Source organism: Telluria sp. ZB4P37, assembly GCF_059685855.1.
On record NZ_JCASID010000009.1, the window covers coordinates 135418 to 149648 of the forward strand.

Consider the following 14231-nt stretch of genomic DNA (forward strand, 5'->3'; position numbering starts at 1 on the left):
CCCCTTACGTATTATATGGACAAGTAGCAACTTATACAGATAGTCGCTGCCAGCGTCCAGATGCACGTAAGGGCGGGGAGGGGAATGCGGCGGCGCCGGATGGAGGTGCTAGCGATATTTCGAGGCCAGCGCCTTGATTTGCGTGGTCGCGCTGCGGACGGTGGCGTCGAGCTTCGGCCCGCGCGCGCTGTCCTCGACCGCGAACAGCATCATGCGCGTGCCGGGGTTGTACAGATCGTCGACATGGACGCGGTAGCCATTGACCAACTGCAGGCCGATCTCGCGCGTCTTCGCTTCGATCGCGGCCAGGCTCTCCAGGTTGAAGCGCGCCGGCAACATGTCGCGGAACATCGGCTGGTCGTGCGAGGTCGCCAGCATCAGCCTGACCTTGGCTTCGTCATCGGTCAGCGACACCCGGCGTATGTCGTCGAGCAGCTTGCGCTTTTCCCGCAACAGCAGGCCGCGCATCTGCTTCGAGTCCGGATTGAAGGCATCGGGACGCAAGGCCAGCACGAGGTCGATCGCGTTGTTGAGCATGATCAGTTCGGTCCGGAAGCGGGCGCTGATTCCCGCCCATTTCACTGCGCGTTCGTCGGCCAGGAATTCGTCCCAGGCGCTATTCGACAAGTTGGAGCGCGCATATTTGTCGTAGTTGTGCGACCAGGCCTCGTGTTCGGCAAACAGGGGCGTGATCGCCTCGCACAGATGCTCGTTGATCTCGACATAGCGGGTGGCGATCTCGCGCACTTGATGCGCCGAGAGTTCGGGGCGCTTGTTGACACCGACGCCGCGGTGCAGGCCTTGCAGCAGCCCGATGCTGACCAGGCCGAGCTTGTCGCAGCGTTCCTGTTCCAGGAAGCGCGAAGTCAGGATGACGTTCACGACTTCGGTGGAGTTGGCCGCACGCGCGGGTAGAAAGGCGCCGGGCAGGAGAACGGTGCATGCAGCAAGCAGGCAGCGGTAGAGCGCATCGAGGAAGCATCGCGGTATCACATGGCGCAGCGCGCAAGCGGGGACAGTCATGGCGTCTCGGGAAGTGGGTGGGCGAATCGTCAACTCCGGAATTGTAGTGATCCGTCGCTTCTGACAACGCCTGACGCCTCAGGCATGCGCGAATTTCCTGCCCCTGCTGTTTGACCGGTATCTATCCCGAGGCTGCTTTACCGCTTGAAACATCAACGATCGCTGACCCATCGTTGAAGCGCGCACTGCTGAAATGCTTGCTTGAAATCGCCGCGCAGAGGTCTAAAGTGATTAAATCCTGCGGTATTGCCGCACCACTTTCAGGAGGTCAACATGCTACAACCTGCCGAAATTCAACAACGCTTCAGCCAGATCCAGCAGACCATCAACCAGGCCGAAGAAGTGACCCGGAACGATCAGGGCGCGCCCGACGATATCCGCGATTGCATCCAGAAGATCGCCCATGAAATGCCGGCCGCGGAACGCGTGATGCGCTCGAACGACCAGACCCGCATCATCGAATGCATCGACCGCCTGGAAGAGATGGGCGACGATGCCAAGCGCATGGTGCGCAGCTCACAGCCTTCGCCCCAGGTGGCCTCGGTGGTGACGCGGGTGCATGATGTGCTGTCGGACCTGAAGCACCAGCTGCACTGATCCTTACACGATCCCCTTGCCGCGCAATGCGGCAATCTCCGCCTCGCCCAGGCCCAGCACACCGCCCAACACCTCGTCGGTGTGCTGGCCCAGCAGGGGCGGCGCCTTGTCGCTGGTGGCGGGCGTGGCCGACATCCTGATCGGGTTGCGCACCAGTTTCACCTTGCCTGCGGTCGGGTGCGGCAACTCGAAGGCGACCTTGCGCGCCTTCACCTGCGGGTTGGCGAACACGTCGCCGATGTCGTTGATTGGCCCGCAGGGCACGCCAACCGATTCCAGCAAGTCGATCCATTCGTCGCGGCCACGCTCCTTGACCATCTCCGCCAGCATCGGCACCAAGAGGTCACGGTTCTGCACGCGCAGCGGGTTGATGGCGAAGCGTGGATCGCTGGCCAGTTCCGGCCGGCCGCCGGCCTCGACGAACTTCTGGTACTGGCCATCGTTGCCGGTGGCGACAATGATGTGGCCGTCCGCGCAGGCGAAGGTCTGGTAGGGCACGATGTTGGCATGCGCATTGCCCCAGCGTTTGGGCGGCTTGCCGCTGTTGAGGTAATTGCTGCCCATGTTGGCCAGCATCGCCACCTGGGTATCCAGCAAGGCCATGTCGATGTGCTGGCCCTGGCCGCTGCGGTCGCGGTGGGTCAGCGCGGCCAGCACGGCGACCGTCGCGTACATGCCGGTCATCAGGTCGGTCAGGGCAACGCCCGCTTTTTGCGGACCGCCGCCGGGCAGGTCGTCGCGCTCGCCCGTCACCGACATCAGGCCGCCCATGCCCTGGATCAGGAAGTCGTAGCCGGCGCGGTGCGCATAGGGGCCGTCCTGGCCGAAGCCGGTGATCGAGCAGTAGACCAGGTCGGGCTTGATGGCTGCCAGGCTGTCGTAATCGAGGCCGTAGCGTTTCAGGTGCCCGACCTTGAAGTTTTCCAGCACCACGTCGCAATGGCGCACCAGCTCGCGCAGCAGGGCCTGGCCCTCCGGGCTGGCGATGTCCACCGTCACCGAGCGCTTGCCGCGGTTGGCCGACAGGTAGTAGGCGGCTTCGCTGGTATCGCGGCCTTCTTCGTCTTTCGCATACGGCGGGCCCCAGGCGCGCGTGTCGTCGCCGTTGCCGGGACGTTCGATCTTGATCACGTCGGCGCCGAGGTCGGCCAGGTTCTGCGAGCACCAGGGGCCGGCGAGCACGCGCGACAGGTCGAGTACGCGGATGTGGCCGAGCGCCAACGGCCGCGCCGCGGAGGGAGAGTGCGTCATCTTGTTCCTGCTGGATTAGGGGACCAGCGCGGATTATAGCTGTCCGCGCGCGATGGTCTCTACCCGCCGCGAGCCCGGCTTGAGCGCGGCGGCGATCACGTCGAGCTGGCCTGCCCGACGCGGGTGGATATCACGCTGCGGGCGCATGCAATGGCGGTGCCGCAGCCGGGGTTCCGATCGAACCCCGGCATGGCAGCGCTGCGCGAGGCCGATGGCCCGATCCTGTTCGCGCATGCGGATTTGTCCGGGCTGTCGGTATTCGAGGAAGCGGCATGGTGGGGATGCCAGGCGGCCGGGCGCGCGCTGGCCCGGGCCCGATGATCATGCCGTGGTGCGGCCGCCAAGTTGCGCGCGCACGCCGTCGACGTAGCGCTCGCTGACCGGGACTAGCGCGCCGCAGCGCAGGCGCAGCAGGTAGTTGCCGTCGCCGATCGTGGCCAGCCCGGCGACCTGGCTGCGCCGGACGATGGCGCTGCGGTGCACGCGCAGGAAGGCTTCCGGCCGCAGCATGGCCTCCAGCCGGCTGAGCGGCACCCGGTGCAGCAGCTCGCGCCCGCCCACATGCAGGCCGACGTAGTTGCCGGCCGCGCCGATCCATTCGATGTCGTCGATGCGCACCTGGTCGATGCGGCCGACCGAGCGCACGTTGAGGTGGTCGGGATAGGCCGTCGGCTCGGCGAAGTCGCGCAGGGCGGCAGCATAGGCGCCGCGCTGGCGCTGGGCCAGCATGGCGGCGGCGCGTTCGACCGCCTGGGCCAGGCGCGCATCGTCCACCGGCTTGAGCAGGTAGTCCAGCGCATGGACCTCGAAGGCTTCCACCGCGTGCACGCTGTGGGCGGTCACGAAGACCACCAGCGGCGGCTCGGCCATGCGGCCCAGTTCGCGCGCCAGCGCCAGGCCCGACTCGCGCGGCATTTGCACATCGAGGAACAGCAGGTCGATCGCCTGGGCAGCGAGCGCCGAGCGCGCGGCGTCGGCGCCGTCGCATTCGGCCACCAGGCGCCAGCCCGGGTGGGCGTCCATGGCCAGGCGCAGGTTGGCGCGGCCCGGCCACTCGTCGTCGACGATGGCGTAGCGGACCAGGTTCATGCGATTTCTTCGGCCGGTACAGGCAGCCGGATCTCGGCCAGGAAGCGCTCGTCCACGCGTCCGGCGCGTAGCGTGGCGCCTTCGTGGCTCAGTGCCAGGCGTGCGCGGGTGTTGCTCAGGCCAAGGCCGGTGCCGGGATTGGGCGAGGCGGCATCGCTGATGCGGTTCGATACCGTGATCAGGAGGGCGTCGTTGCTGCGGCGGAAGGCCAGGCGGATGTCGCCGGGGCCGTCGTGGCAATCGAGGTCATGGCGCAGCGCGTTTTCGATCAGTGGCTGCAGCATCAGCGGCGGGCAGGTTTCGGCGCGGATGCCGTCGTCGTCGCCTTCGATATGGATCTGCAGGCGCTCGCCATAGCGCAGGCGCTGCAGCGCGAGATAGTCGCGCACGAATTGCAGCTCGTCGGCGACCGTGGCGCTCTCGCGCTGGGTGGCGGCCAGCGCGTAGCGCAGCAGGTCGCTCAGGCGCCCGATGCCGCCCAGCGCATCGTGCTTGTCGCCGCCGCGCACCAGGGCGCTGATGGCGTTCAGTGCATTGAAGATGAAGTGGGGCTCCAACTGGGCGCGCAGGGCCAGCATGCGCTGCTGCTCGAGCGCCAGGTGCAGGTTCAGGTTTTCGGTCTGGGCGCGCTGGAAGGCGTCGCTGCGCTCGCGCGCCTCGCGCCAGTTCCCGATGGCGACCATCGCCACGAAGGTGCCGGTAGTCCACGCACCTTCGGTGAACCAGGTCAGGCGGCTCATGCCGGCCAGCTCGCGCCACGCCGCTTCCAGGGAAAGCTGGCCACCGCGCTGGACGATGTCGCAGCAGGCGACGTAGAACCACTCGAGCGGCAGGAACAGCAGCAGCACGCCGGCGTAGATGCCCAGCGTGGTGCGGTAGCCGGTGAACAGCGCGGGCCGGCGCAGCAGGGCCAGGCTCAGGGCGCAGCCCAATGCCATCACGGGAACGTGGTCGGCCCACCAGCGCAGCAGGATCGTGCCATAGGCATCGGGACGGCCGAGATGGATCTTGTCGATGTACGAGCCCAGCGCGCCGGCAGCGCAGAGCAGGGTCCAGAATGCGATATGGGTAAGGACGATGCGGGCGACCGTATGGGCCGTTGCGGTGCGGGGAGACTGGTCTTTCATGATGCGGCGAGTATAGCAGCGCGTACCTGGTAAAAAACGGGGCCGGCCCCGGCGCTCGTCACAGGAAGGCGGCATTTCGTCACACCGCGCTGCCGCCCCTGGTGCGGGCAGCTAGAATCCGGCCTCCTTCTACTTTCCCGGTCCTCGTCATGCGGCTGCCTGCGCTATCCCTGCTGTTTACCCTTTCTTTCCGCGCCGCCGCCCAGGAGGCCGTGCCTCACCGGGTCGAGGTCACCGCACCCGGTGCCGATACCCAACGACGCGATGCCGGCGTGGCCCGCTTCGTCGTCGGCCGCGACGATATCGCGCGCTATGGCGACAGCAACCTGGGCGAAGTGCTGAAGCGCCAGCCCGGCGTGACGCTGGTGGGCGGCGAAGTCCGGATGCGCGGACTCGGCGCCGGCTACACGCAAATCCTGATCGACGGCCAGGCGGCGCCCCAGGGCTTCAGCATCGATGCGCTGTCGCCGGAACTGGTCGAACGCATCGAGATTTCGCGCAGCGCAAGCGCCGACCAAAGCATGCAGGCGGTGGCCGGCAGCATCAACATCATCCTGCGCAAGCGCGCCAGGAACCTGCGCCGCGAGGACAAGGCGGTGCTTGGCTACCAGCACGGCGCCTGGAGTCCATCGGCATCCACCCAGTTCAACGGGCGCAGCGGGCCGCTGGCCTGGTCGGTGAATGCGGCGCTGGACCGCGCGGCAGTGGTCGACACCGTGCGCACCGATTCCTTTGTCGACGCCGCCGACGGCACGCCCCTCGCAGTACGGCGCGCCGAATACCGCGGCAGGGCCGAGACCGACCGCTTCAACCTGGCGCCGCGGCTGAACTGGGAATTCGCCGATGGCGATACCCTGGCCTGGCAAACCCTGGCCGGGGCGGCACGCACGCGCAGCGCGAATACGACGATCGAAAGCGCGCTGTTCGGCGACACTACCCTGTATCCGGACAACGAGGCCGCATTCGCCGCCCGCAATCGCAGCCTGCGCAGCGACCTGGCGTGGTCGCACCGCGTTCCGGGCGCGGGCAAGCTCACCGTCAAGGGCCTGTTCGATGTGAATCGCCGACGCTCGGACTACGTGTTTCGCGGTCTGCGTGCCGATGGGCGGCCGGGCCTGGTGCGCAAGGTGGATGCCGGCATAGGCGAACGCACGTTTGGCGTGAGCGGCAAATACCTGCTGCCGCTGGGCGCGGCGCACAGCCTGGGCCTGGGCTGGGATGCCGGCCGCACCACGCGCGACGAATTCCGCAACCAGCGCGATGCCGGGATCGAGGGCGCGGCGCCGGCGCTGCGCCTGCAGGACTATACGGCGACGGTCGACCGGCTGGCCATGTTCGCGCAGGACGAATGGGACATCGCCGCCAACCTGCAGGCTTACCTCGGCATCCGTTGGGAAGGCCTGCGCACGGCGACGGTGGGGCGCGACATGGACGAGATGCAGGGCAGCAGCCGGGTCGCCAGCCCGGTCGCGCAGCTGCTGTGGAAGCTGCCGGACCGGCAGCAGCTGCGCGCCGCGCTGGCGCGCACCTACAAGGCCCCGCCGACACGCGACCTGGTGCCGCGGCGCTACACCATCAACAACGACAACAGCGCCGTCAATCCCGACGTCGAAGGCAACCCGGCCCTGCGGCCGGAACTGAGCTGGGGCCTGGACCTGGCCTATGAACAGAGCTTTCGCAAGGAGGGCGTGGCCACGCTCTCGGCTTACCTGCGCCGCGTGACCGACGTGATCGCGACCCAGCTGTACCAGGATGGCGCCAGCTGGGTCGCGCGGCCCGTCAACGATGGCCGGGCCGCGGTGGCGGGAATCGAGTTCGACCTGCGCACGCCGCTGGAGGTCGGCGGGGTGAAGATCGACCTTCGTTTCAATGCAAACCGCAACTGGTCGCGCCTGGAGCGCGTACCTGGCCCGGACAATCGCCTGGCCACGCAGGTGCCGCTGACGGCGAATGCGGGCCTGGATTACCGCTCGGGTAACAGTAGCGGCAGCAGCGGCTGGGCGCTCGGCGCCAACCTTGCCTACCAGGGCAGCGCCAGCGCCCGCACCGCTTCCGGCGTGCTGGACTACCGCGGCGCACGCGCGCTGGCAGATCTGTACTGGACGCGCAAGCTGGGCGCCGACTGGCGCCTGCGGCTAAGCGCCGCGAATGCGCTGGGCAGGACGCTGGTCACCGGCACGCGCTATCGCGGCCTTGATGGCGCCACGCGGCGCGACGCCGTAGGGGAAGGCTACACGACGCTGCGCGTGGCCATCGAGCGCAGCCTGTAAGCCCTCAAGCTGGCCGTTCTGGCTCCAGCAGCTTCGCGCTGAACAGGTCGCGTTCGTGGTCGACGATGCCGTCCACCAGGCGCTCGTCCAGTCCCATCGCCTCCAGCACGAAGGCCGACAGCTGCAGGCTCGCTTCCAGCGTTTCCGGCACCACCACGCTGGCGCCGGCCAGGCGCAGCGCCCGCGCATGCTTCTCGTCGCGCGAGCGCACGAACAGGGGCACGTGCGGGAATTCGCGCCGGATGCCGCGCACGGCCTGCATCGCGGAAGCTGGATGGTCCATGGTCAACACGATGGCCGGCGCCTCGTCGGCATGTACGCGGCGCAGCAGTTCGGGGCGCGAGGCGTTGCCGAAGTAGACCGGCTTGCCTTGGGCATGCAGGCTCGATACCAGCTTGGCGTCGCATTCGAAAGCGACGAAGGGGATGCTCTGCTCGCCCAGCAGCTTGGCCAGTTGCTGGCCCACGCGCCCGAAGCCGGCGATGATGATGCGGCCGCGTGCCGATGCCAGCTGGTGCTCGTCCTGGCTGGCCGCCAGTTCGTGCCCGGAGGCGTCGCTGCGATCGCCGATCGCGCGGCCCAGGCGCGCCAGCATCGGCGTGATGAACAGGGTAAGGCCCACCACCAGCATGACGCGCGCGCCCAGCACGGGATCGAGCACCTGTGATGTCACCGCATAGCCCACCGCGACAAAGGCGAACTCGCCGCCCTGGCCCAGCAGCAGGCCGCCCTCGACCGCGCGGCCCCAGCTCAAGCCGCCGATCCGCAGCAGCACCGCGACCACCACTGCCTTGAGCAGCACCAGGCCGGCCACGCAGGCCGCCAGCAGTAGCGGCGCCTCGAGCACCTGGCGGGTGTCGATGCTCATCCCGACCGTCATGAAGAACAGGCCCATGAGCAGGCCCTTGAAGGGTTCGACCATCAGTTCGACTTCGTGCTTGAACTCGGTCTCGGCCAGCAGCAGGCCTGCGATCATCGCGCCCAGCGCCATCGACAGGCCGGCCGCGGCGGACAAGCCCGCGATGCCGAAGGTGCTGAGCAGGATCAGCGCCATGAAGACATCCGGCTGGCGGTGCTCGGCAAAGGAGCGGAACAGCTTGTGGACGACGCGCCCGCCCACCAGGTAGATCAGGGCGATGGCGGCCGCCGCTTTCGCCAGCGTCGTGAACGCCAGCATGGCGACGCCGTCGCCGCCGCCGTGGCCCAGGGCGCCGATCAGCAGCAGGATCGGCACCACGGCCAGGTCCTGCAGCATCAGCATGGCGAAGGTGGCCTGGCCGAGCGGCGTGCCGGTCGCCTGCTGCTGGGCCAGCAGCTGCATGACGACCGCGGTGGAGGACAGCGAGAGCAGCAGGCCGATGATGATGGCGGCCTGGGTGTCGAGCTGGCCGGACAGGAGCAGGGCGCCCCCGATCAGGACCGCGCTGACTGCTACCTGTGCGGTGCCGGCGCCGAATACCCAGCGCCGCATGGCCCAGAGGCGGGCGGCGGAGAGTTCGAGGCCGATCATGAACATCAGGAACAGCACGCCGATCTCGGCCAGCATCGAGATGCCTTCGCCGCGCGGGAAGGTGAGGAAGGCCAGCCACGGGATGTCGCCCGCGAGCAGGCCGAGGCCAAAGGGGCCGACCAGGGTGCCGACGGCCAGGAAGCCGACCACCTGGTTGATGCGCAGGCGCTGGAGCAGGGGTATCAGGATGCCCGAGAGAACCAGGAAGAGCAGGATCTCGCGCAGGAAGGGGAAGGCGTGTTGCTCTTGCACGGTGGGTGGGCCGGGGAGTGGAGGGTGCGGCGATTGTAGCGTGTGGGAGTGGAGCGGGGCTGTGACGGTAGTGGGTGTGCTGCGAAATTGGGTCCCCGCGAAGGCGCGCGAAGGCGGGACCCAGGTTGAACTTACATGAGCAGGCGCACCATCAGCAATTCCCCGCCTGCACTGCCTCCGGCGGCGTCTCTTCCTGCTGCCGGTGCCCGCTGGCCATCGGCTGGCGGCTTTCGGCGGTGAGTTGCAGCTCTTCGATCTCCGGATCGTCCACGTTGCGCAACTCCAGGTAGCGGTCGAGGGCCTGGTCCAGGCGGGGCAGCAGGATGCCGCGCTCGCTCGTCAATGCGCAATAGACAGGGCGCGCTGCCGTGAACGCGATCGAACGCGCTTCCAGCCGGCTGGCATCCACGCCCGCGCGTTCGGCAGCCTTCAACGCCAGGTCGGCCCAGCTCAGCGCGCCGCCATTGGACAAGTGCCAGATCCCGGCTTCGCGGTCGATCGCCAGGTCCAGGCAGGCGTGCACCAGGTCAGGCACGTAGGTGGGCGTGATGGTCAGGTCGTTCGAGGCGGTGAAGCATTCGCCGCGCTCGAGCGCGTTCAGCGCCAGGGTGACGAAGTTGTGCTGGTCCCAGGGGCCAAAGAAGGCGCTGGTGCGGACCATCAGCGCGCCGGGATGCTTGTCGAGCACCGCGCTTTCCGCTTCGGCCTTGCTGCGGCCATAGACGCCCAGCGGGGCGACCGGGTCGGATTCGACATAGGGGCGGTCCTGGAGGCCGTCGAACACCAGGTCGCTTGAGAAGCTGGTCAGGTGCACGCCGTGGCGGGCGCAGGCGGCGGCAAGGATGGCCGGGCCGGCGGTGTTTTCGCGGAAGCAGCGTTCTGCATCGTTCTCGGCATCGTCCACGCGCACATAGCCGGCGGTATTGATGACGGCCCAGGGCTGGTAGTGCGCCAGTGCGCGCTCGACCGAATCGCTATCGGCGATATCCATCTCCTTGCGCGAGAGCAGGCGGAAGGCGATGTTGCGCTTGCGGCAGACGCGGGCAAAGGCGCGGCCGAGGGTGCCGGTGGCGCCCAGGACCAGGATCGGTGCAGCGCCCGTTCCTACCAGGCGGTGGCCGTCGGCGGAAATCGAGGTGAGAGCGCTCGGGGTGGCCACCGGCGGATGACACAGGAAGCGCCCCGGGCGGCGCCACCAGCCCTGGCCGCGCAGCACCGGGTGCGACAGCGGCTGGCCCGACGAGATCTCGTGCATCATTTTTGCGAGCGCGGTCGGGCGCGGCAGCGGCGAGCGCACGTCGAAGGGGCCCGGCTCGTAATAGCCCTTGTTCTGCGTGACCAGGCTGTTCCAGTCGAAGGAGCCGAGCAGCGACCAGACGGTGACGGCGCGCACATCCACGCCGTTCTGCTGCGACTGCTGGGCCGCTTCCCAGATCTCGAGCAGCCAGCGCAGCTGGTCTTCGCGGTTGGCGTCGATGTGGGCTTCGGTGATCGCCAGGGGAATGCGGTAGCGGTCCCAGACCTCTTGCAGCAGCGGGGCGATGCCCGGCGTGGGCGTGGCCAGCACGCGCGAGGCTTCGATGTCGGCGCAGGGGATGCCGTCGGCCACGCCGCGGTGGTGTGCGGGGAAGCGCTCGGGACGGTGGTCGAGCCAGCGCTCGGAGGTGACGTAGTAATTGACGCCGATGATGTCGGGCGGGCAGGGGTTCTCGCAAAACCAGAGGAATGCGGACGCGTCGATGCCGGTCTTGAGCAGGTAGCGCCAGAGGGGATGCCCGGGCCCGACCATGCCGCACAGCAGGTCCCAGGCCAGCCAGCGGCGCTCGTTGTAGAACTCGGCAACCTCGGCCATTTCCGGGGTGCCGTAGGTCTTGCCGAGGTCGTCGGTTTGCACCAGCCTGGCGTTCGGATTGACGGCGCGGATCGCGCGCATCGACAGCACGACCGCACGGCACTGGACCAGCAGCGCTTCGATGAAGCTGCGGTCATCGCGGCCATGCGGGTACCAGACGCCGTACAGGCCGGCGAAGCGGGCGGTGGTGCAGGGCTCGTTGACCGGGGTGTAGAGCTCGACCCAGGGATAGCGCGCTGCCACGGCGCCGGCGTATTCGGCCAGTTGGTCGGCGAAGGCCGGGTCGACCAGGCTGGTGTGGCGCGGGCCGCTGCCGTGGTGCACCAGGCCGACGATCGGGTTGACGCCGGCCTCGCGCAGCGCCGGCAGGCGCTCGTCGGGCCAGCTCCAGTCGGCCTTGGCGAGCCCCTCTGGTGCGGTACGCTCCCATAGCACGGGATAGCGGATGGCCTTGATGCCGGTGGACGCGAAGCGTTCGATATCGCAGGCGCGCCCGGCATGGCCGTTGCGGTCTAACTGGCTGAAATATTCGTCGCGCACGCGGTTGACCGTACATTCGAGGCCGCCCCAGAGTTCCAGGGGGCGGGCTTGGCTGTTCGTGCTCTCTTTCTTATTCATCAATTTCACCAATTATTAATATTATTGCAACAAAAAAACTGCAGGTGGGCATCCCGGGTAAAAAATGCAAGAGGGGGAGCCGCGCCTGCCGGTTCACGAACCGGAAGCGGTTGACAGCAGAGCGTCAACCTGCAACCATGCAGTCCATGAATTTTCCGAAAGCACATCAATTTCTTCCGACCTGGTGGCGCCGCTGACAGCGCGCGGCCACGGGAATGATGTGCATTTCAAGTAACGCCGCCTCGATCCGGGTGGCGTTTTATTTTTTGCGCAGGACGATCGGGGCTTATTAAAGAACAAAGCCAAAGGAACACGATGAGCTCGCAAAACCCCTCCGCTTCTACGCCTGTCATCCTGACCGGCGACCGGCCTACCGGCCCGCTGCACCTCGGCCACTTCGTGGGCAGCCTGCGCAACCGTGTCGCTTACCAGGACACCTACCGCCAGTTCGTGATGCTGGCAGACGCCCAGGCGCTGACCGACAACATGGATGACATTGGTAAGGTACACCGGAATGTTGTCGAGGTGGCGCTCGATTACCTCGCCTGCGGCATCGATCCGGCCCGTACCACCATCCTGATCCAGTCGCAGATTCCGGAGCTCACCGAGCTCACCTTCTACTACCTGAACCTGGTCACCGTGGCGCGCCTGGAGCGCAATCCGACGGTCAAGGCCGAGATCGTCCTGCGCGGTTTCGAGCGCGACATCCCGGCCGGTTTCCTCACCTATCCGGCCAGCCAGGCGGCCGACATCACCGCCTTCAAGGCCACCGTGGTGCCGGTCGGCGACGACCAGATCCCGATGATCGAGCAGTGCAACGAAATCGTGCGCAAGTTCAACCGCAATGTCGGCCAGGAGATCCTGGTTGAATGCAAGGCGATCGTGCCGGAAGTGGGCCGCCTGCCGGGCATCGACGGCCGCGCCAAGATGAGCAAATCGCTAGGCAACACCATCAACCTGGGCGCCAGCGCCGACGAGATCCGCGCCGCGGTCAAGCAGGTCTATACCGATCCGCTGCACCTGAAAGTATCCGACCCCGGCCACATCGAGGGCAACGTGGCCTTCATCTACCTGGATGCCTTCGATACCGACAAGGAAGGCCTGGCCGAGATGAAGGCGCATTACCAGCGCGGCGGACTGGGCGACAGTATCGTCAAGAAGCGTCTGGAGGGCATTTTGCAGGAGATGCTGGCCCCGATTCGCGCGCGCCGCGAGGAGTTCGCGAAGGACCGCGGGCAAGTGATGCAGATTTTGAAGGAAGGCACGATGCGGGCACGCGAAGTGGCGGCGGCGACGACGGATGAGGTGCGCAAGGCGCTGGGCTTGTCGTACTTTTGATTAGCCCTGCTACCGTTGATAAGCGTTGAACCGTATGAATGACCACTGAACCGTAGGGTGGGCAGGAAACTGTCCACCCTAGGAAGTGCGGCCAAGCCAATAGTATCGGCCCTCGCTACCTCGGGTACCGCAACGCATCCCCCTTGCGTTTCAAGCTGGCCCGCAATGTCCACCAATGGCAATCTGCAGCCTTTATCGTCATTGGGGAGCATCTCCATGAGCAAAGGCCTGCGTCTTACCGAAAAATGGCTGCAACGCGCGCTATGGCTGGTGGCGTTCGCGTTCGCCGCCTTCCTGATCGGACTCGGCAGCAATCTCGTCGGCAACCTGTGGGATGTCGAAGCGGAGCTCTCGGTCGAGCAATTCATGGACCCTGTGCAGGTCGCCGCGGTGCGGGCCGAGGAGGGGGCGGCGAAGGAGCGGCGCGAAGCCGCCCAGCTTGCCCTGGAACAGGCACAGCAAAAGTACGAGGTGGCGCGCTCGAATACCCGTTCGGCACGCGACACCTTCGATAACTGGCTGGCTACCCGGCGCGCCACGGCGCAACCCAGCCAGGATCCGGAGTTGATCGAGCGCACACGGGCGCTCGACAAGCTTGAAGCGCAGGAGCGCGCAGCCCTGGCGGTCGTGCAAGCCCAGCAGCAAGCTTCCCTTGACGCAGATCATATCCTGCAGGGTGTACAGGCGCGCTGGGAGAAAATCGACACGCCGGCGCGCCAGGCCTTCGTCGACGCCTCCATCGCCAAGGAATTGCGCGTCTTCCTGTACCGCCTGGCCCTGACGCTGCCCTTGCTGGTGCTGGCCGGCTGGCTGTTCGTTCGCAAGCGCAAGGGAACCTATTGGCCGTTTGTCTGGGGCTTCATCATCTTCGCCCTGTTCACCTTCTTCTTCGAACTCGTGCCCTACCTTCCGAGCTATGGCGGCTATGTGCGCTACCTGGTCGGCATCGCCATCACCGTTTTGGTGGGACGCTATGCGATCATTTCGCTGCAGCGCTACCTCGCGCGCCAGAAGGAAACCGAGGCGTTGCCCGACGCGCAGCGCCGCCAGGGCCTGCGCTACGATGCTGCCATGGCCCGCCTTGGCAAGGGCGTCTGCCCGGGTTGCGAGCGCCAGGCCGACCTGAAGGACGCCAAGCTCGATTTCTGCCCGCACTGCGGCATCGGCCTGTTCGACCGATGCGCCTGCTGCACGACCCGCAAGAATGCCTTTGCACGCTTTTGTTTCGCCTGCGGTACGGCGGCCAATACGACACTGGCCGACTGAGATCAGCCGGCCAGTTCAGGACCTAGCGCGCAAGCTTG

The 14231-nt window shown here is 66.9% G+C and carries 10 protein-coding genes and 1 pseudogene; 5 read left to right on the forward strand and 6 right to left on the reverse strand.

From position 1 onward, the window contains the following. Window positions 1-108 precede the first annotated feature (108 nt). Window positions 109-1023 carry a hypothetical protein gene (locus AC56K1_RS15460; protein WP_497158685.1) on the reverse strand — a complete coding sequence of 305 codons (915 nt, stop codon included), beginning with the start codon at window positions 1021-1023 and terminating at the stop codon, window positions 109-111. Window positions 1024-1296: 273 nt separating this feature from the next. Between AC56K1_RS15460 and AC56K1_RS15465 the strand changes: the two genes are divergently transcribed. Beyond that, the gene (locus tag AC56K1_RS15465; RefSeq protein ID WP_497128499.1) at window positions 1297-1620 is read left to right on the forward strand and encodes a hypothetical protein; all 324 of its coding nucleotides are present in this window, start codon (window positions 1297-1299) and stop codon (window positions 1618-1620) included. 3 nt (window positions 1621-1623) lie between these two features. Here AC56K1_RS15465 and AC56K1_RS15470 read toward each other — a convergent pair whose 3' ends face one another. Further along, a complete protein-coding gene (locus tag AC56K1_RS15470) occupies window positions 1624-2871 on the reverse strand; it encodes a CaiB/BaiF CoA transferase family protein (protein ID WP_497158686.1) in 1248 nt (415 codons plus the stop codon). Window positions 2872-2979: 108 nt separating this feature from the next. Here AC56K1_RS15470 and AC56K1_RS15475 point away from each other — a divergent pair. Beyond that, window positions 2980-3192, forward strand: a pseudogene (locus tag AC56K1_RS15475) (amine oxidase); the annotation flags it as partial. Here the strand turns inward: AC56K1_RS15475 and AC56K1_RS15480 are convergent. Continuing rightward, window positions 3193-3960, reverse strand: coding sequence for a LytR/AlgR family response regulator transcription factor (locus AC56K1_RS15480; RefSeq protein ID WP_497158687.1), 768 nt, complete (start codon window positions 3958-3960; stop codon window positions 3193-3195). Beyond that, on the reverse strand, window positions 3957-5087 hold the full coding sequence (locus AC56K1_RS15485; protein WP_497158688.1) for a sensor histidine kinase: 1131 nt from the start codon (window positions 5085-5087) through the stop codon (window positions 3957-3959). Before AC56K1_RS15485 ends, AC56K1_RS15480 begins: the two co-directional genes overlap by 4 nt. Window positions 5088-5236: 149 nt before the next feature. Here AC56K1_RS15485 and AC56K1_RS15490 point away from each other — a divergent pair, with 149 nt between their 5' ends. Further along, window positions 5237-7357, forward strand: coding sequence for a TonB-dependent receptor plug domain-containing protein (locus AC56K1_RS15490; RefSeq protein ID WP_497158689.1), 2121 nt, complete (start codon window positions 5237-5239; stop codon window positions 7355-7357). Window positions 7358-7361: 4 nt separating this feature from the next. On the opposite strand, the gene AC56K1_RS15495 is transcribed toward AC56K1_RS15490, so the two are convergent. Both AC56K1_RS15495 and AC56K1_RS15500 read right to left on the reverse strand, forming a co-directional pair. Then, window positions 7362-9119, reverse strand: a complete 1758-nt coding sequence (locus AC56K1_RS15495) for a cation:proton antiporter domain-containing protein (protein WP_497158690.1) — start codon at window positions 9117-9119, stop codon at window positions 7362-7364. A gap of 151 nt (window positions 9120-9270) precedes the next feature. After that, the gene (locus AC56K1_RS15500) at window positions 9271-11589 is read right to left on the reverse strand and encodes a sugar nucleotide-binding protein (RefSeq protein ID WP_497158691.1); all 2319 of its coding nucleotides are present in this window, start codon (window positions 11587-11589) and stop codon (window positions 9271-9273) included. Window positions 11590-11904: 315 nt separating this feature from the next. Between AC56K1_RS15500 and trpS the strand changes: the two genes are divergently transcribed. Both trpS and AC56K1_RS15510 read left to right on the forward strand, forming a co-directional pair. Continuing rightward, window positions 11905-12927, forward strand: a complete 1023-nt coding sequence (gene trpS / locus AC56K1_RS15505) for a tryptophan--tRNA ligase (RefSeq protein ID WP_497158692.1) — start codon at window positions 11905-11907, stop codon at window positions 12925-12927. A gap of 216 nt (window positions 12928-13143) precedes the next feature. Further along, window positions 13144-14193 (forward strand): serine endopeptidase, encoded by a 1050-nt coding sequence (locus tag AC56K1_RS15510; protein WP_497158693.1) that lies wholly within the window; start codon window positions 13144-13146, stop codon window positions 14191-14193. Window positions 14194-14231: the final 38 nt, after the last annotated feature.